This window comes from Actinoallomurus bryophytorum, from assembly GCF_006716425.1.
Taxonomy (GTDB): Bacteria; Actinomycetota; Actinomycetes; order Streptosporangiales; family Streptosporangiaceae; genus Actinoallomurus; species Actinoallomurus bryophytorum.
On record NZ_VFOZ01000001.1, the window covers coordinates 3,862,382 to 3,879,029 of the forward strand.

At 69.0% G+C, this 16,648-nt stretch carries 20 protein-coding genes; 15 read left to right on the forward strand and 5 right to left on the reverse strand.

All coding sequences use genetic code 11. From position 1 onward, the window contains the following. Positions 1-19: 19 nt before the first annotated feature. The 7 genes from rpsE to FB559_RS18325 all read left to right on the forward strand — a co-directional run bounded on the left by rpsE (position 20) and on the right by FB559_RS18325 (position 4,701). Entirely contained in the window at positions 20-628 is a 609-nt protein-coding gene (gene rpsE, locus FB559_RS18295) for a 30S ribosomal protein S5 (RefSeq protein ID WP_141956747.1), read from the forward strand. Continuing rightward, a complete protein-coding gene (rpmD, locus tag FB559_RS18300) occupies positions 625-807 on the forward strand; it encodes a 50S ribosomal protein L30 (protein WP_141956748.1) in 183 nt (60 codons plus the stop codon). The genes rpsE and rpmD overlap by 4 nt, the downstream gene beginning before the upstream one ends. Next, complete coding sequence (gene rplO / locus FB559_RS18305) at positions 807-1,259, forward strand: 50S ribosomal protein L15 (protein WP_141956749.1); 453 nt, start codon at positions 807-809, stop codon at positions 1,257-1,259. The genes rpmD and rplO overlap by 1 nt, the downstream gene beginning before the upstream one ends. A 154-nt stretch (positions 1,260-1,413) precedes the next feature. Continuing rightward, positions 1,414-2,715: a preprotein translocase subunit SecY gene (secY, locus tag FB559_RS18310; RefSeq protein ID WP_141961766.1), complete on the forward strand. Its 1,302-nt coding sequence runs from the start codon at positions 1,414-1,416 to the stop codon at positions 2,713-2,715. Then, the gene (locus FB559_RS18315) at positions 2,715-3,368 is read left to right on the forward strand and encodes an adenylate kinase (RefSeq protein WP_141956750.1); all 654 of its coding nucleotides are present in this window, start codon (positions 2,715-2,717) and stop codon (positions 3,366-3,368) included. The genes secY and FB559_RS18315 overlap by 1 nt, the downstream gene beginning before the upstream one ends. Before the next feature lie 72 nt (positions 3,369-3,440). Next, positions 3,441-4,277 carry a type I methionyl aminopeptidase gene (gene map, locus FB559_RS18320; RefSeq protein ID WP_141956751.1) on the forward strand — a complete coding sequence of 279 codons (837 nt, stop codon included), beginning with the start codon at positions 3,441-3,443 and terminating at the stop codon, positions 4,275-4,277. Further along, positions 4,261-4,701 carry a DUF1707 domain-containing protein gene (locus FB559_RS18325; protein ID WP_141956752.1) on the forward strand — a complete coding sequence of 147 codons (441 nt, stop codon included), beginning with the start codon at positions 4,261-4,263 and terminating at the stop codon, positions 4,699-4,701. The genes map and FB559_RS18325 overlap by 17 nt, the downstream gene beginning before the upstream one ends. 1 nt (position 4,702) lies before the next feature. Here the strand turns inward: FB559_RS18325 and FB559_RS18330 are convergent, their stop codons facing one another. Then, positions 4,703-5,434 (reverse strand): phosphodiesterase, encoded by a 732-nt coding sequence (locus tag FB559_RS18330; RefSeq protein ID WP_141956753.1) that lies wholly within the window; start codon positions 5,432-5,434, stop codon positions 4,703-4,705. 232 nt (positions 5,435-5,666) lie between these two features. On the opposite strand from FB559_RS18330, the gene infA reads away from it, so the two are divergent. From infA to truA, 8 genes are all read left to right on the forward strand, one after another. Further along, complete coding sequence (infA, locus tag FB559_RS18335; protein ID WP_067912209.1) at positions 5,667-5,888, forward strand: translation initiation factor IF-1; 222 nt, start codon at positions 5,667-5,669, stop codon at positions 5,886-5,888. Positions 5,889-5,959: 71 nt separating this feature from the next. After that, positions 5,960-6,073, forward strand: coding sequence for a 50S ribosomal protein L36 (rpmJ, locus tag FB559_RS18340; RefSeq protein ID WP_141956754.1), 114 nt, complete (start codon positions 5,960-5,962; stop codon positions 6,071-6,073). Between the two features lie 224 nt (positions 6,074-6,297). Then, the gene (gene rpsM / locus FB559_RS18345; protein WP_141956755.1) at positions 6,298-6,678 is read left to right on the forward strand and encodes a 30S ribosomal protein S13; all 381 of its coding nucleotides are present in this window, start codon (positions 6,298-6,300) and stop codon (positions 6,676-6,678) included. A gap of 88 nt (positions 6,679-6,766) precedes the next feature. Continuing rightward, positions 6,767-7,168, forward strand: coding sequence for a 30S ribosomal protein S11 (rpsK, locus tag FB559_RS18350; protein WP_141956756.1), 402 nt, complete (start codon positions 6,767-6,769; stop codon positions 7,166-7,168). A gap of 16 nt (positions 7,169-7,184) precedes the next feature. Then, the gene (gene rpsD, locus FB559_RS18355) at positions 7,185-7,814 is read left to right on the forward strand and encodes a 30S ribosomal protein S4 (protein ID WP_141956757.1); all 630 of its coding nucleotides are present in this window, start codon (positions 7,185-7,187) and stop codon (positions 7,812-7,814) included. Between the two features lie 95 nt (positions 7,815-7,909). After that, positions 7,910-8,923 carry a DNA-directed RNA polymerase subunit alpha gene (locus FB559_RS18360; protein ID WP_141956758.1) on the forward strand — a complete coding sequence of 338 codons (1,014 nt, stop codon included), beginning with the start codon at positions 7,910-7,912 and terminating at the stop codon, positions 8,921-8,923. A gap of 125 nt (positions 8,924-9,048) precedes the next feature. Continuing rightward, positions 9,049-9,588, forward strand: coding sequence for a 50S ribosomal protein L17 (gene rplQ / locus FB559_RS18365; RefSeq protein WP_141956759.1), 540 nt, complete (start codon positions 9,049-9,051; stop codon positions 9,586-9,588). 240 nt (positions 9,589-9,828) lie between these two features. Next, positions 9,829-10,680 carry a tRNA pseudouridine(38-40) synthase TruA gene (gene truA, locus FB559_RS18370; protein ID WP_141956760.1) on the forward strand — a complete coding sequence of 284 codons (852 nt, stop codon included), beginning with the start codon at positions 9,829-9,831 and terminating at the stop codon, positions 10,678-10,680. A gap of 3 nt (positions 10,681-10,683) precedes the next feature. Here the strand turns inward: truA and FB559_RS18375 are convergent, their stop codons facing one another. The 4 genes from FB559_RS18375 to FB559_RS18390 all read right to left on the reverse strand — a co-directional run bounded on the left by FB559_RS18375 (position 10,684) and on the right by FB559_RS18390 (position 16,522). After that, entirely contained in the window at positions 10,684-11,223 is a 540-nt protein-coding gene (locus tag FB559_RS18375; protein ID WP_141956761.1) for a dihydrofolate reductase family protein, read from the reverse strand. Between the two features lie 789 nt (positions 11,224-12,012). After that, on the reverse strand, positions 12,013-14,364 hold the full coding sequence (locus FB559_RS18380; protein ID WP_141956762.1) for a hypothetical protein: 2,352 nt from the start codon (positions 14,362-14,364) through the stop codon (positions 12,013-12,015). 229 nt (positions 14,365-14,593) lie between these two features. Beyond that, on the reverse strand, positions 14,594-15,730 hold the full coding sequence (locus FB559_RS18385; RefSeq protein WP_141956763.1) for a hypothetical protein: 1,137 nt from the start codon (positions 15,728-15,730) through the stop codon (positions 14,594-14,596). A gap of 39 nt (positions 15,731-15,769) precedes the next feature. Beyond that, positions 15,770-16,522 (reverse strand): CAP domain-containing protein, encoded by a 753-nt coding sequence (locus FB559_RS18390; protein WP_141956764.1) that lies wholly within the window; start codon positions 16,520-16,522, stop codon positions 15,770-15,772. Between the last annotated feature and the right edge of the window lie 126 nt (positions 16,523-16,648).

Consider the following 16,648-nt stretch of genomic DNA (forward strand, 5'->3'; position numbering starts at 1 on the left):
ACGAGAAGAGGAACCACTAATGGCAGCACCACGTCGTGGCGGCGGCGAGCGGCGCGACCGGCGTGATGATCGCCGGGGTGGCGCCGACAAGGGCCAGTCGTACATCGAGCGTGTCGTAGCGATCAACCGTGTCGCGAAGGTCGTCAAGGGCGGCCGCCGCTTCAGCTTCACCGCGCTGGTCGTGGTGGGCGACGGCAACGGCACCGTGGGTGTCGGCTATGGCAAGGCCAAGGAGGTGCCCGCGGCGATCGCCAAGGGTGTCGAAGAGGCCAAGAAGCACTTCTTCAAGGTGCCGCGTATCCAGGGCACCATCCCGCACACCAGCCAGGGTGAGGAGGCCGCGGGAGTCGTACTCCTGAAGCCGGCCAGCCCCGGTACCGGCGTCATCGCGGGTGGCCCCGTGCGCGCCGTGCTGGAGTGCGCGGGCATCCACGACGTCCTGTCCAAGTCGCTGGGCTCCTCCAACGCGATCAACATCGTCCACGCGACGGTGGCCGCGCTGAAGCAGCTCAACCGGCCTGAGGAGATCGCGGCCAAGCGCGGCCTGCCGATCGAGGACGTCGCCCCCGCCGCCATGCTCAAGGCTCGCGCGGCCGGGAGCGAGGCTCGCCAGGAGGTCGGCTCATGACCAACCTGAAGATCACTCAGGTGAAGTCGCAGATCGGTGGCAAGCAGTACCAGCGTGAGACGCTGCGCACCCTGGGGCTCAAGCGGATCGGCCAGAGCGTCGTCCGCGAGGACCGCCCCGAGGTGCTCGGGATGATCCAGACCGTACGCCACCTGGTCACGGTCGAGGAGGTTGACTGATGGGAGCGGAGACTCCGCTGCGGCCGCACCACCTGCGGCCCGCACCGGGCGCTCACAAGTCCAAGACCCGTAAGGGCCGTGGCGAGGCGTCCAAGGGCAAGACCGCCGGACGCGGCACCAAGGGCACCAAGGCACGCGGTTCGGTGCCGGCCGGGTTCGAAGGCGGTCAGATGCCTCTGATCCGCCGGGTTCCGAAGCTCAAGGGCTTCAAGAACCCCTTCCGTGTCGAATACCAGGTCGTCAACCTGGGACGACTCGCCGAGCTCTACCCTGAGGGTGGCGAGGTTACGCCGGACGATCTGGCGGCGAAGGGCGCAGTGCGCTCGGGCCGTCCGGTCAAGATTCTCGGCACTGGTGACATCTCCGTAACGGTGCAGGTCAAGGCGCATGCCTTCTCCGGTTCCGCCAAGGAGAAGATCACGGGTGCCGGGGGCAGCATCGAAGAACTGTGAGCACAAGCCCTTGTGGGAATCGCCCCCGCCAGTACCCGGCGGGGGCGTCAGCCCATGCAAGGGCTGTTAGAGTTCGATCGGCGGCTATCGCCGTCGCCTACCATCGACCGGGGCCCGTCTGTGGCCATTGGCCGGAATTCGCGCAGGAGGAATGGTGCTGACCGCGTTCTCTCGGGCGTTCCGAACACCCGACCTGCGCAAGAAGCTTGTCTTCACGCTCTTCATCATGGCGGTGTTCCGGCTGGGTTCCCAGCTGCCGGCGCCAGGCGTGAACACAGGTGCCATCCATCGCTGTGTCGATGTGGCGACCAAGGGTGCCAACGGCAATATTTACGGGTTGGTCAACCTGTTCAGTGGCGGTGCGCTGCTGAAGCTGTCGATCTTCGCGCTGGGCATCATGCCCTACATCACCGCGAGCATCATCCTGCAGCTGCTGACCGTGGTGATCCCGCGTCTGGAGGTCCTCCGTAAGGAGGGTCAGGCCGGCACCACGAAGATCACGCAGTACACGCGTTACCTGACGATCGGTCTGGCGATCCTCCAGGGCACCGGCATCGTCGCCATGGCGAGCACCGGCAACCTGTTGCAGGGCTGCACCGAAGAGCTTCTGTGGAACAAGAGCTGGTTCACCATCGTCACGCTGGTGATCGTCATCACCGCGGGTACGTCGGTGATCATGTGGCTGGGCGAGCTGGTCACGGACCGCGGCATCGGCAACGGCATGTCGATCCTGATCTTCACCCAGGTCGTCGCCGTCTTCCCGAGCGAGTTCTGGAACATCTACAAGACCAAGCACGGCTTCGTCTTCGCGATCGTGCTGCTGGTCGGTGTGGCGATCGTCGCCGGTGTGGTGTTCGTCGAGCAGGCTCAGCGCCGTATCCCGGTGCAGTACGCCAAGCGAATGGTCGGCCGCCGGATGTACGGCGGCACGTCGACCTACATCCCGCTCAAGGTCAACCAGGCCGGTGTCATCCCGGTCATCTTCGCCTCGTCCCTGCTGTACCTCCCGCAGCTCGTGGTGCAGATGTGGCACAGCACCAACCCGGTCAGCACCTTCATCTCGAAGTACCTGGTCAAGGGTGACCACCCCATTTACATGGGCATCTACTTCGTTTTGATCATTTTCTTCACGTACTTCTACGTCGCGATCACGTTCAACCCGACCGAGGTCGCCGACAACATGAAGAAGTACGGCGGCTTCATCCCCGGGATCCGGCCCGGCCGGCCGACCGCGGAGTACCTCGACTACGTGCTGACCCGTATCACCGCACCGGGCGCGCTCTACCTGGGGCTCATCTCGCTGATCCCGATGATCGCGTTCGGGCTCATCGGCGCCAGCCAGAACTTCCCCTTCGGTGGCACGAGCATTCTGATCATGGTCGGTGTCGGGCTGGACACGGTCAAGCAGATCGAGAGCCAACTCCAGCAACGCAACTACGAGGGCTTCCTGCGGTAGTGCGAATCGTGCTCGTGGGCCCCCCCGGAGCGGGCAAGGGGACACAGGCCCAATTCATCGCATCGCACCTGTCGATCCCGAAGATTTCGACAGGTGACATTTTCCGCGCGAACGTAAGCGGAAACACCCCTTTGGGGCAGAAGGCCAAGGAGTACATGGACCGTGGTGACCTCGTCCCGGATGAGGTCACCATCGCCATGGTGAGGGACCGCCTGGCCGAAGACGACGCGCAGGAGGGATTCCTGCTCGACGGCTTCCCGCGCAACGTCCCGCAGGCGGAGACGCTCAAGAAGATCCTGTCCGAGATGGACCGCAAGCTCGACCTCGTGCTCGAGCTGGTGGTCGACGACGACGAGGTCGTACGCCGGCTGTCGGGCCGCCGTACCTGCCGTAAGTGCGGCCGGATCTGGCACGTGGCCTTCGACCCGCCGACCAAGGACGGCGTCTGCGACGTCTGCGGGGGAGAGCTGTTCCAGCGCGACGACGACCGCGAGGAGACCATCAGGCATCGTCTGGAGGTCTATCAGGAACAGACCGCACCTCTTGCGTCGTTCTACGCGGATGAGGGCATCTTGGTGGGCCTGGACGCCACTGGGCCCGTCGAAGAGGTCACGGAGCGGGCGCTCGCCGCGCTCCGCCGGTTCGCCGCCTGACGGACCGGCACGCACGGAGCGCCCACGCGGTCATCCTCGAACCAACCCCTGACCCAGGTGCGGAGCGACAGAGTGTGGAAGAAGCGTAAGCCGGCCATCCAGATCAAGTCGCGGGACGAGCTCGCGGTCATGCGCGAGGCCGGTCTCGTCGTCGGCCGTACCCTCCAGCGGCTCACCGAGGCGGTCCGGCCGGGGATCACCACCGCCGACCTGGACGCGATCGCGGAGGAGTCCATCCGCTCCCAGGGCGCGACACCCTCGTTCAAGGGCTACCACGGCTTCCCGGCCAGCATCTGCACCTCGATCAACGAGGAGATCGTGCACGGCATCCCGAGCCCGGGCAAGGTCCTGCACGAGGGCGACATCATCTCCATCGACTGCGGTGCGATCTTCGACGGCTGGCACGGCGACTCGGCGGTGACCGTCCCGGTCGGCGAGATCACCCCCGAGCTCCGGCGGCTGATCGAGGTCTGCGAGGAGTCGATGTGGCGCGGCATCGGCGCGGGCGTGGCCGAGGGCCGGCTGAGCGATATCGGTAATGCGGTCGAGACCTATGTGCGTGCCGAGGGCGACTATGGCATCGTCGAGGAGTACGTCGGCCACGGGATCGGTACCGAGATGCACATGGACCCGCCAGTGCCCAACTACGGCGAGGCCGGTTATGGGCCAAGCCTGGTCCCCGGCATGTGCTTCGCGGTCGAGCCGATGATCAATCTGGGTACGGCAGCGACCCTGCTTCTCGACGACGAGTGGACCGTCATCACCGATGACCGGCGCTCTTCGGCGCACTTCGAGCACACCTTCGCCGTCACCGAGGACGGCCCGTGGGTGCTCACCGCACTCGACGGCGGCGCGGCACATGGTTACCGGAGCCGCGACGAGAGGATCAAGGATGGCGCTCAATCCTGAGATGCGGGCCTCCGACGCCGACCGCGACCGGGTCGCGGCGGCGCTGAGAGAGCACTGCGCTCAGGGGCGCATCGACGTCGACGAGCTGAACGGCCGTCTCGAAGGGGTCTACACCGCGCGGACCATCGGCGACCTGCAAAAGGTGACCGACGACCTGCCCGAAGAGGACATGTACGAGCTCCCGGTGCCGGCGTGGCGGCATTCGTCGCCGGCCCGCGGCATGGCCGGCGGCAGTCTCTACCACTCGAGCATGCGTGCGGGCTGGGCGACGTACGCGACCGTCAACCTGGTTTGCATCGTGATCTGGCTGCTCACCGCCGTGCCGTCGGGAGCCTGGTACCCCTGGTGGATCTGGGTGGCCGGTCCGTGGGGTGCCTTGATGCTCGCCGGGCAGATCTTCGGTCCCCACGACGACCGGCGCTGACTCACACCGCGGTGGCGCCGACGGTGCGAAAGTGCGTGACCGCGTTCAGGCCGTCGATGAGGTGCAGCGCGAAGCCGGCCTTCGCGGTGGAGAGGGCCTGACGGCCACCGGGGTCGACGTGCACCTGCCGGTACGTACTCGGGCAGGTCGTGGCGACCGTACCCGCGAACCCGCTGACCGATCCCGCGTGCACGTGTCCCGCGATGACGCGTACGACCTGCGGGTGACGGGCGATCACGGTGGAGAGCCGGTCCGGGTCGGCGTGGCCCATCTCGTCGATCCAGCGGACGCCGATCGGGAAGGGCGGATGGTGCATCGCGACGACGGCGGGTGTGCCGGGCTCCTCCGCGAGGGTGGCCTCGAGCCACTCGGGATCGGACAACGTCCCGCCGGGCTGTCCCGGGATGGTCGAGTCGCAGCACACCAGCCGGACACCTCCCACGGTCACCGCGTAGTTCGCGGCCGGGACGGCGGGGAACGCCTCCAGCAGAGCATCGACGTCGTCGTGGTTTCCCGGAAGCGGATGTACGGGCATCGGCAGCCGTTCGAGCTCGGTGCGCAAGAGCGCGTACTCCCCGGGGCGCCCGTGGTCGGTGAGGTCACCGGTGAGCACGACGCCGTCGGGCGGCGTGGACAGGGCCAGCACGGTCGTCACGGCCTCCCGCAGGGCCCGGACCGGCGCCGGATCGTCGTCGGCGAGATGAAGGTCGCTGAGCTGAGCGATGATCGTCATGGCTCGACAGCCCACCACGGGTACACGGGAATGACCATGTCCACTGCTGTGTTGGGAAGTAACAGGAGTGGTCGGCTCGTCGGTGAATCCGCTGTGATTTCACATTCTCGGGGCCGGTGACGTACACTTCTTTGTCGGTCCTGTGTCGGCTCATGTCTGCATGCATCTTGCATGCTCGGGGCGCCCGCGCGGACCGTTCTCCTGACGAACCGATCAGCGAAGCGCGGAGGACATGCCCAAAAAAGAAGGGGCCATCGAGATCGAAGGCACCGTCGTCGAATCTCTCCCGAACGCCATGTTCCGGGTCGAGTTGGACAACGGGCACAAGGTTCTCGCCCACATCAGCGGGAAGATGCGGATGCACTACATCCGGATCCTTCCCGATGACCGAGTGGTCGTTGAGCTGAGTCCTTACGATCTCACCCGCGGCCGGATCGTCTACCGCTACAAGTAATCAGTTCACCCACTGGGGTTGCCTTCCCCGCGTCGGCAGCGCGGGGGTGACCCTGCTATCGAGGAGACCCAGTGAAGGTCAAGCCGAGCGTTAAGAAGATCTGCAGCAAGTGCCGCGTCATCCGCCGGCATGGCCGGGTCATGGTCATCTGTGACGACCCGCGCCACAAGCAGCGCCAGGGCTAACCACCCGACCGGCCACGCCGAATGCCAGCTCGACGTGCGAAGCAGAGTGAGCGCCTGAGGGTGCTCGTGAGCTCGCGGCCTAGAGCAGGCGTGGCCGGACCAACAGCAACGTTCCGCGGCTCCTATGACAGGAGCGACCCTCGGTCGGAGGCCGGGGCCTCACCCGGGCAGGGGTGAGGAGGCGGAGCGCAAGACCTCCGTGAAACAGAAGGGAACTGCCCGAGATGGCACGCCTTGTCGGCGTCGACCTCCCGCGCGAAAAGCGCCTCGAGGTCGCTCTTACCTACATTTTCGGCATCGGCCGCACCCGCGCGCTCGAGACCCTCAAGGAAACCGGCATCAGCGGTGACCGCCGGGTCCACGAGCTCGGCGATGACGAGCTGGTGCAGCTCCGTGACTGGATCGACGCGAACTACAAGATCGAGGGTGATCTTCGTCGCGAGGTCCAGGCGGACATTCGTCGCAAGATCGAGATCGGCTGCTACCAGGGCATCCGGCATCGTCGTGGGCTGCCGGTTCACGGTCAGCGCACGCAGACCAACGCCCGTACGCGCAAGGGCAAGAAGAAGACCGTGGCCGGCAAGAAGAAGACCGGCAAGAAGTAGTCCGGAGCCCGTGCTGTAACGGCACGGAGGCCGCCGCGACCGGCGGTCGAGCCCACGGACCGATGACCTCCAGGAGACTTGAGAGCAGATGCCGCCAAAGAGTCGTACCGGTGCCAAAAAGGTGCGCCGCAAGGAAAAGAAGAACGTCGCTCATGGGCACGCCCACATCAAGAGCACGTTCAACAACACGATCGTGACGATCACGGACCCGGTGGGCGCCGTGATCGCATGGGCCAGCGCCGGCCACGTGGGCTTCAAGGGCTCGCGTAAGTCGACGCCGTTCGCCGCTCAGATGGCGGCCGAGGCCGCCGCGCGTCGCGCCATGGAGCACGGCATGCGCAAGGTCGACGTCTTCGTGAAGGGCCCGGGCTCGGGCCGCGAGACCGCGATCCGGTCGCTGCAGGCGACCGGCCTCGAGGTCGGTTCCATCCAGGACGTCACCCCAGTGCCGCACAACGGCTGCCGCCCGCCCAAGCGCCGGCGCGTCTGAGTTAGGGAAGAGAGAGATGGCTCGATACACCGGCGCGGACTGCAAGCTGTGCCGCCGCGAGAAGATGAAGCTGTTCCTCAAGGGGAGCAAGTGCGACGGGCCGAAATGCCCGATCGAGATCCGGCCCTACCCTCCGGGTGAGCACGGCCGCGGTCGCCCCAAGGAGAGCGAGCACATGCTTCAGCTTCGGGAGAAGCAGAAGGCGCGCCGCATCTACGGGGTCCTCGAGGCCCAGTTCGTCAACTACTACAAAGAGGCGAACCGCCGTCAGGGCAAGACGGGTGAGAACCTGCTGAGCCTGCTCGAGCGCCGCCTCGACAACGTCGTCTACCGCGCGGGCTACGCCAAGAGCCGCGACATGGCCCGCCAACTGGTCCGGCACGGCCACTTCACGGTGAACGGCAAGAAGGTCGACATCCCGTCCTACCGCGTCGCCGAGCGGGACATCATCGAGGTCAAGCAGAAGTCGCTTGAGCAGACCCCGTTCGTGGTGGCGAAGGCCGAGGCCGGCGAGCGTCCGGTCCCGGCATGGCTCGAGGTCGCACCTGAGAAGCTGCGCATCCTCGTTCACTCGCTCCCGGTCCGTCAGCACATCGACGCGCCGGTCCAGGAGCAGCTCATCGTCGAGTGGTACGCCAAGCGCTGACCACTCCTGGGGGCGCGCGTCACCCTGACGCGCGCCCCGGCGAATGCAAGATCGCGGCAGTCAAATAGCGGGCGCCGCGGAAAGGGAGTACTGAAATGCTCATCGCACAGCGACCGACCCTCACCGAGGAACAGGTCGACGAGTTCCGGTCCCGGTTCACCATCGAGCCGCTGGAGCCGGGCTTCGGCTACACCATCGGCAACTCACTCCGCCGTACGCTCCTGTCCTCGATTCCCGGTGCCGCCGTCACCAGCATCCGTATCGAGGGTGTGCTGCACGAGTTCTCCACGATCCCGGGGGTCAAGGAGGATGTCACCGACATCATCCTGAACCTCAAGGAGCTCGTCGTCTCCTCCGAGCACGACGAGCCGGTCGTGATGTATCTGCGCAAGCAGGGGCCCGGCGAGGTCACCGCCGCCGACATCGCGCCGCCGGCCGGTGTCGAGGTGCACAACCCCGAGCTGCACATCGCCACGCTGAACAACAAGGCGAAGCTGGAGATGGAGCTCACCGTCGAGCGTGGCCGTGGCTACGTCTCCGCGGCGCAGAACAAGCAGCCGGGCCAGGAGATCGGCCGGGTGCCGATCGACTCGATCTACTCCCCGGTCCTGAAGGTCACCTACAAGGTCGAGGCGACCCGTGTCGAGCAGCGCACCGACTTCGACCGCCTGATCGTCGACGTCGAGACCAAGCCGGCGATGCTGCCGCGCGACGCGGTCGCGAGCGCCGGTAAGACGCTGGTCGAGCTGTTCGGCCTGGCACGCGAGCTCAACGTCGAGGCCGAGGGCATCGACATGGGCCCGTCGCCGACGGACGCCGCACTCGCGGCGGACCTGGCGCTGCCGATCGAGGAGCTGAACCTCACGGTCCGGTCCTACAACTGCCTCAAGCGCGAGGGCATCCACACCGTGGGTGAGCTCGTGGCGCGCAGCGAGCAGGACCTTCTCGATATAAGGAATTTCGGCGCAAAGAGCATCGAAGAGGTCAAGCAGAAGCTCAACGACATGGGCCTCACGCTGAAGGACTCCCCGCCCGGGTTCGACCCGACGGCGGCGGCGGACAACTACGGCGACGAGGACCAGAGCTACGCCGAGACCGAGCAGTACTGATTTTCCGGTGGGCGGCCTCACTGCGAGGCCGCCCACGTTCTGTTGAGACTCGGCGAGGCGCCCGCCTCGCCGGACCGACGCCGGTACCTCACACGGCCGGCGCGGGTTGAAAAGGAGAAGTACTCATGCCCCAGCCCAGCAAGGGCCCTCGCCTCGGCGGCAGCCCCTCGCACCAGCGTCTGATCCTGGCGAACCTCGCCACGGCGCTGTTCGAGCACGGCCGCATCACGACGACCGAGGCCAAGGCCCGCCGGTTGCGGCCGCTGGCGGAGAAGCTCATCACCAAGGCCAAGCGCGGTGACCTCGCCGCACGGCGCCAGGTGCTCACCGTCGTGCAGGACAAGGGCGTCGTCCACACGCTCTTCACCGAGATCGGCCCGCGCTTCGAGAGCCGTCCCGGCGGCTACACGCGGATCACCAAGCTCGGCCCGCGCAAGGGCGACAACGCCCCGATGGCCCTGATCGAGCTGGTCGAGGAGTCGGGACCGGTGGCGACGACCACCCGCCCGGCGCCGAGGACCACGCCGGCGGAGGCTCCCAAGACCGAGGAGCCGGCCGAGGAGACCCCTGCCGAGGACGAGCCGCAGGACAGCACCCCGGCCGACGAGGCCCCCGCGGCCGAGTCGGACGAGTCCGAGGCAGACGAGGCCAAGGACAACAAGTAACTCACGCTTTGTCTCGAGCCCGCCGTGCCCTACGGGACGGCGGGCTCGATCTTTGGGAGACTTGTCCAATGGTCAGGACACAGACAGCATGGATACGGGGTCGTCGGCTACCAGGCGAGTCCGAAGGGCTGAGGACATGGACGGGTCCCTCGAAGATCGGACGTCCGAGCCTCCTGCTGGTCCCATGACCGAGCGACGCAAGCGGCGTTCTCTGGTCGCCTCCCCGACGAAGGAGGCCCCGTGACGGCTCTCGTACGACTCCGGCTCGACATCGGCTACGACGGTTCGGACTTCGCGGGCTGGGCCCGTCAGCCCAACCAGCGCACGGTCCAGGGAGTCATCGAAGAGGCCCTCGGGCGCGTACTCCGCCTGGACCCGCCGCCGGTGCTCACCGTGGCGGGCCGTACGGACGCGGGTGTGCACGCCCACGGCCAGGTGGCGCATGTCGTCGTCCCGGTCGCGGCCTACTACCCGGTCACCGGTACGCTGCCGCGCCGACTCGCCGGCGTGCTGCCGGCCGACATCCGGATCTGGCGCATCGGCCAGGCACCGGAGGGCTTCGACGCGCGGTTCTCGGCCCTGTCCAGGCGCTACGTCTACCGGGTGTGCGACAACCCGATCGGCGTCGACCCGATGCGCCGGCACGAGGTGCTGTGGCATCCGCGGCCGCTCGACCTGGACCGGATGAACGCCGCGGCGGCACTCCTGCTCGGCGAGAACGACTTCGCGGCGTACTGCCGCAGGCGCGAGGGTGCCACCACGATCCGGCGGCTGTTGCGCTGCGACTGGGCGCGTGACTCCACCCACGTGGCCATCGCGACCATCGAGGCCGACGCCTTCTGCCATTCGATGGTGCGGGCGCTCGTCGGCGCGCTGATCTCGGTCGGTGACAGCCGGCGTTCGATCGAGTGGCCGGCCGAGGTGCTCGCCGGCGGGACGCGCGACTCCGCGGTGCAGGTGCTCCCGCCGTACGGGCTCTCGCTGGAGGAGGTCACCTACCCGGAGGCCGCACACCTGGCCGACAGGGCCCAGGAGACGCGGCGCATCCGGGTGCTCGGCGGAGTCTCACCGGAAGAACGCCACGCTAGCTAGCGCCTAGACACGCACGTACGTCACCGAGACGACCCCGGTGCCGAGGGTCCTGGAGTCCTGGAGCTTGAGCTCCATCCGGTCGGTCTCGCCGTCGAAGAGCCGCGCCCCGGTGCCGAGCACGATCGGGTGGATCATGAGCGAGAGTTCGTCCAGCAGCCCGTCGCACAGGAGCGAGCGCACCAGCCGGGGGCTGCCGGGAACCTGGATGTTCTTGCCGGGGCGCCGCTTCAGCTCGGTGAGCTCGGTGGCGAGGTCGCCGGTGAGCAGCGTGGAGCCGGCCCAGTCGACGGTACGCAGGGTGCTGGAGGCGACGTACTTGGGAGTGTCGTTCATGAAGCCGGCCATCGGGACGTCGCTGCCCAGGCGGGGCCACATCTCGGCGAACTCCAGATAGGTCCGGCGGCCGAGCAGGATGGCGTCCGCCTCGGCGACGCCCGCGTCGATGATCTCCCGCATCTCGTCGTTGAACATCATCCAGTTCCCCGATGGGGAGTCCACGACCCCGTCCAGCGTGATGGCCAGCCCGGCCACGATCTTGCGCATGGGTTACCTCCTGTTGGCGAGAGCCGGAGATCTGGGAGGGACTCTCCGCCGATCAGCGTAGGGAGTCCGCGCGCCGCCGGGTCGCGCCGCCCAGGATTCCGCCACCTCCGGAGACCTGGTCACCTCGGAGGGGGACCGGCCCGTCACCGGCTGCGGTAGGCCCGGTGGCCGGCCCATCACCGCCCTCGGTAGACTGGTCGGCCCGCGTATCGGGGGCGGGCGATTACGGGCCTGTAGCGAAGTTCGTCGCCCGGGCACTCGCATCGGAGACCGTATGGTCCGGAGACTTCCGCCGCACGCCGCCGCGGTCGGCCGCGGCGGCAATCTCGGTGGCGCCGTCCTCCGCGCCGCTCGCCGGGCGGCGAGCGGCGAGCGGCGGAGGGAACGCGATGGTGACTGCCCACGCGAAAGGGCGGAGGGCATGTGGTGGGCTACCCTCCCGCCCGGACCGGCGGAGGGCGCGTGGTGGGCTACCGCTCCATCCGAAGGGGCGGAGGGCTACCGCCCACCCGGACGGGCGGAGCGCGCGTGGTGGGCTACCGCTCTACCCGAAGGGGCGGAGGGCTACCGCCCCACCCGGACGGGCGGAGCGCGCGTGGTGGGCTACCGCTCTACCCGAAGGGGCGGAGGGCGCGTGGTGGCCTGCCGCCCCACGCGAGCGGACGTGGGAACGGGTTCAAACGACGCCCAGGGGCCCCGGGCGAGGGATGCCCATCTGGTGAGGGATGCCTGGGCCGACCCTGGCGCGGTCCGTCGGCGGGCGAGCCGGGCGCGGGCTGAGGCGGGGCGTCAGTGCTTGGCGCGGCGGGCGACGGGGCGTGCGGCCGAGTCGCGGAACGCGACGCCCACGGCCTTCAGCGTCTTGTCGTCGCTCTTCGGCTTGTGGCCGTCGGCGTACGTCGCGTACGCGTAGATGATGTAGCGGCCCCGCAGGGTGCTCGTGGCGTAGCCGCCCGCCTGGTCGATCTTGGGGGCGCCGGTGGCCTTCATGCCGCGGAACCACTCGTAGTGTGCCGGGTCCTGGACCTTCAGCGCCGCCCTCGCGGCGGCGTCGGTCGGCATCACCGCCACACCGGCCGTCACGGCGAGCTTCTTGTCATCGGAGACGAAGGTCGCGCGGACGACCCGGCGGCAGTGCTCACGGGTCAGCTCCGCGGCGAAGGGACCGTTGGCCGTCAGCGAGCACTGGTCGTTGATGACCGTCTTGGCGCGGATGAACTTGTTCTTCGCCAGCGTCAGCGTCGAGTGCGGGAAGACCTCGACGACGGTCAGCGGCCTGGGGTCCTTCTTCTCGTCCCGGATGTCGACCGGTACGGCCTTGGGCTTGTGCTTCGCCTTGGTCTTCGACGGAGTCGGCGTCGGCGTCGGCAGGGCCTGGGTCGTCGCGGGCGGCGGTGGCGGGGGCTGGACGACCTTGTGATCGTTGCCCGAACCCCCGGAGAGCGTTGTGACGGCCAGAGCGCCGCCCCCACCTAGCACGAGGGCCGCTACGAGGCCTCCGCCCACCAGCAGGGCTCTGCGGGCTGCTGAGGAGCCTTCGTGGCCGCCTCCGGGCGGTGCCATGCCCGGACCGCCGGGGAACGACGCTCCGGAGCCGAGTCGCGGGATCGGGCCGGTGGCCGTCTCGCCGAGATCGTGGGGAGGCTCCGGAGGGGCCTCCGGCGGCGTGCCGGGCGGAAGGATCGCGTCCGGGGTCAGCTCCGGGCCGGGCGTCGCCGAGGACGCGCCGGGGCCGAGCTTGGCGAGGGCCAGTGTCAGCCGGCCGTCCGTGTCCTCGAAGGTCATGGACGGGGCGCCGGCCTCGCCCGCCGGGGCGCCGTGGCCCGAGGCGGGTTCGCCGCCATCTTCGGCGGGGTCGGAGGAGCCGTTCATCCGGCCGTCCGGGAACGGCGGGCTCCCGGCACCGGGCGGCGGCGTGCCCGTACCGCCGGGCGTTTCCCCGTACCTCCCGCCGGCGCCCGCCGAGCCGAGGCCGGACGCGTCGAAGGAGGGCATACCGGTGCCGTGCGAGTCCCGGCCGCCGATCCCAGGAGAAGGCGCCTCGTGAGAGGCGCCGGTGCCGTTCACGCGGTCCGCGCCGGGGATGGGGGTGCCGGTGGGCGGCGTGCCGGCGCCTGCACCGGTGCGTCCCGCGTCGGGAACGTGGGAACCGGTCGCGGAGGAAGGTGTGCCGTAGGGGTTCGCTGCGCCGGCGGCGCTCGCACGGTCCGCGCGGGCGGCCGGGGCATCGCTCACGGGAGTGCCGTACGGCGGCGTGCCCGCCCCTCTGGGGGTACGTCCCGCGCCGTCGGCGCTCGCGGGGTCCGCGCCGGGAGCGGGAAAACCGGCACCGTACGGCGGCGTGCCCGCCCCTGCGGGGTCTGCGCCGGGGGCAGGGAATCCGGCGCTGTAGGGCGGAGTGCCCGCGCCTGCGGAGTCCGTGCTGGGGATGGGGAGACCGGTGCTGTAGGGCGGCGTGGCCGCTCCTGTGGGGGTACGTCCCGGGCCGTTCGCGGAACCGGTGGTGCTCGCGGGGTCCGCGTCGGTGGCCGGGAAACCGGCGCCGTAGGGGGGCGTGCCCGCGCCTGTCGGGGAGTACCCCGCGCCGCCGGTGGCGCTCGCGGGGTCCGTGCCAGGGGTGGGGAGACCGGCGCTGTAGGGCGGTGTGCCCGCGCCGTTGGCGGCACCGGTGGCGCTGGTGGAGTCCGTGCCGGGGGTGGGGAAGCCGGTGCCGTAGGGCGGGGTGCCGCTGGGGCGGGAGGAGCCGGGATCGGCGTACGGCGGGACGCCGGGGCGCGCCTTGCCCGGATGGTCGGTGACCGTTCGCTCCGCCTCAGGGAGCGGGGCCCCGTACGGCGAGGCCCCGGGCGTACGGCCGTGGTCGCCCGTCGCCTCGGCGACCGTCCGCTCCGCCTCGGGCACCGGTGTGCCGTATGACGACTCTGGGGCGGGCTCACCGTAGGACGACGTGTCGGCGATCGTCTGCTCGGCCTGCGGATGGGGCTGGACGCGGGCGGCGTGGCGGCCCGGGGCGGCATGGGTTCCGTTGCTCGGGGCGGTGCCGTTCGGCGGCGGTGTACCGTCCGCGGCCTCATGCGGGTTCGCGGGCTGCTGTGCGTCCGGCGTGGCGGCGCCGGGACGCTTGCGGGGCGGGGGGGTCATGGTCTCCTCGGCGTCGGATGCCACCGACGACCCGGAGAAGACGCTGGTGCCCGGTTGTGTGTCGGCGGTCTGGAAAACGACTGAAGGCTTGCCCGCCACCGAGCTCTGTCCGAAGTTCGGCGGAGCGTGTGTCGGGTGCGGCGGAAGCTTCGCTTCCCCCTCGTCGGGAGGAACGAAAGTCTCGTCATGGCCAGACATGGGTCACCAGAGTATTAGTAGACGACCATGTTCATGACGGTTTGCCCTCCATTGACCGATAGTTCAGGGCTGTGCGCAGATTGCTGCCATACGTCGTGCTGCGCACAAAAGCGGTCACCGCAGAGTAGTCGCGGGTGGCGATCTTCTTGCCGTTCGGGTACTGCACCCAGCTCATGATGAGGTAGTGGCCGTCCACCTCCGCGGTGGTCAGCGACAGGCCCTGGCCGATCTTCTTCGTGGTTCCGGAGCCGGGCAGCGCGAGGATGAACGCGTCCTTCTGACGCGAGGTGGCCTGCACAGAGGTGGCCCCGGTCTGCGTCCTGAGGTTGATCACACCGATCGTGCCGATCAGCTTCCCGTTGCTGAACGTGGCCCGCAGCACCTGCGTGCAGCCGCCCCTGGCGAGCGCCTTGCGGAAGTTCGTGCCGTGGGTCGGCGGAGAGCACTTGCGCTCGGCCCGGCGCGCCGTCATGACGTAGCGGCGGCCGCTCGCCTTGAACGACCGGGCCTTGAAGATCTCGTTGAGAGTGAGCGGCCTGGGGTCGGTCGCCCGGGTGCGCAGGCGTTCGCCGCGGCCCGTCTCGGTGGGCGACGGAGTCGGGGTGGGGGTCGGCTTGGTGGAGGAGGGGGTGCCCGTCGGGGCGGCCTCGGGTTTGGCCTTGTCACCGCCGCCGGAGGTGAGCGCGAAGGCCGCACCGCCGACCACCAGGACCCCGGCCGCGACGGCCGCGCCGATGATCACTCGCTTGCGGTTCGAGCCGGACCCGCCGCCGTCCTCGCCGGGGTCGTATCCTCCCGGGCCGCCGCCGTAAGAGTCCTGGCCGCCGCCGTACGGGTCCTGACCCCCGCCGTACGGGTCCTGACCGCCCCCGTACGGGTCCGGCGACTCGGCGCCGAAGGACGGCCCGCGGTCGAAGGGACCGCCGCCGTACGGGTCCGGCTGCTCCGATCCGAAGGAACCGCCCGGTCCGCCCGGCCCGCCCGGTCCGAACCCGGAGCCGGGCCCCGGGCCGAAGCCGGAGTCGCGTGGCGGCCCGCCGTACGGATCCTCGTACGGGCCACCTGCCGGTGGGCCGCCGGCCTGGTCCTCGACCGGGCCGTACGGCGACTGCGGCGGCCGGGGAGTCCCCCAGCCGCCGGGTTGCTGTGGATCACCCGGATAAGACATGAATGCGACCTTACCGGCTTGTATCAGGTGATCAGGCGTTTACTGAAAGCCGAAGTCCTGCGTCCACCACGGCCCTCCCGAGCCGTACTCGACGCCGATTCCGACCGCCTTGAGGCTGCAGTTCAAGATGTTCGCCCGGTGTCCCGGACTGTTCATCCAGCCGGTGACGACCGCCTGTGCCGTGGCGTATCCCTCGGCGATGTTCTCGGCGCCCGCCTGGGTGTAGCCGGCCGCCTTGATCCGGTCCCACGGCGTCTTGCCGTCGGGGGAGTTGTGCTCGAAGTAGTTGCGGACGTGCATGTCCTTGGAGTGTGCGCGGGCGGCGGTGCGCAGGCGCGAGTCGACGCGCAGGGCCGAGCAGCCGTTCTTGGTGCGCTGGACGTTCGTCAGCTGTACGGCCTGGGCCTCGGCGGACAGGTTCTTGCCCGGGGTCGCGGCGGTGCCGCCCTTCGGCTTCGGCTTCGCGGTGCGGACGACCTCGGCCGCCGCCAGGGGGCGGTGGCTGGAGCGGTGCGCACGCGGCTTGCCGTGGGAGGGAGCCGAGGTCGGTGGCTTCACGGCCGAACCCTCCGGGCTCGGGACCACTGCGGAGTCCGTGACGGGCTGGTCGGCGGGTGAGGGATGCGACGCGGTCACGTAGCGGTTGGCGGCGAACCCGGCGGCGACGAAGAACGCGATCGCCAGGATCACGAACGCCTGGACGCGGCGCCTGATGGGGATCGAACGCTTGGCGGACAGGGGGTCCTCCAGGGGGCTGCGGAGGAGCAGCACTATAGAGGTGCTAACCACCATCGAGCGCGCCGTTCTGGAGTAATACCTGCTATATGCTGTAAAAAGGACGAACGCATGATCGTCCAAAGCGATGGCAGGGGACGGCTGACGCCGCCCGCTTTGACCCGCACGTAAGCGGGCCGGTAT

Excerpts from the sequence above, each read along its gene's own strand:
- rpmD (WP_141956748.1), top strand. The coding sequence starts at position 625 with ATGACCAACCTGAAGATCACTCAGGTGAAGTCGCAGATCGGTGGCAAG.
- FB559_RS18385 (WP_141956763.1), bottom strand. The coding sequence starts at position 15,730 with ATGTCTTATCCGGGTGATCCACAGCAACCCGGCGGCTGGGGGACTCCC.
- rplO (WP_141956749.1), top strand. The coding sequence starts at position 807 with ATGGGAGCGGAGACTCCGCTGCGGCCGCACCACCTGCGGCCCGCACCG.
- FB559_RS18330 (WP_141956753.1), bottom strand. The coding sequence starts at position 5,434 with ATGACGATCATCGCTCAGCTCAGCGACCTTCATCTCGCCGACGACGAT.
- rplQ (WP_141956759.1), top strand. The coding sequence starts at position 9,049 with ATGCCCCAGCCCAGCAAGGGCCCTCGCCTCGGCGGCAGCCCCTCGCAC.
- FB559_RS18390 (WP_141956764.1), bottom strand. The coding sequence starts at position 16,522 with ATGGTGGTTAGCACCTCTATAGTGCTGCTCCTCCGCAGCCCCCTGGAG.
- FB559_RS18325 (WP_141956752.1), top strand. The coding sequence starts at position 4,261 with ATGGCGCTCAATCCTGAGATGCGGGCCTCCGACGCCGACCGCGACCGG.
- rpsE (WP_141956747.1), top strand. The coding sequence starts at position 20 with ATGGCAGCACCACGTCGTGGCGGCGGCGAGCGGCGCGACCGGCGTGAT.
- rpsK (WP_141956756.1), top strand. The coding sequence starts at position 6,767 with ATGCCGCCAAAGAGTCGTACCGGTGCCAAAAAGGTGCGCCGCAAGGAA.
- FB559_RS18380 (WP_141956762.1), bottom strand. The coding sequence starts at position 14,364 with ATGACCCCCCCGCCCCGCAAGCGTCCCGGCGCCGCCACGCCGGACGCA.
- infA (WP_067912209.1), top strand. The coding sequence starts at position 5,667 with ATGCCCAAAAAAGAAGGGGCCATCGAGATCGAAGGCACCGTCGTCGAA.
- rpsM (WP_141956755.1), top strand. The coding sequence starts at position 6,298 with ATGGCACGCCTTGTCGGCGTCGACCTCCCGCGCGAAAAGCGCCTCGAG.
- FB559_RS18360 (WP_141956758.1), top strand. The coding sequence starts at position 7,910 with ATGCTCATCGCACAGCGACCGACCCTCACCGAGGAACAGGTCGACGAG.
- rpsD (WP_141956757.1), top strand. The coding sequence starts at position 7,185 with ATGGCTCGATACACCGGCGCGGACTGCAAGCTGTGCCGCCGCGAGAAG.
- FB559_RS18375 (WP_141956761.1), bottom strand. The coding sequence starts at position 11,223 with ATGCGCAAGATCGTGGCCGGGCTGGCCATCACGCTGGACGGGGTCGTG.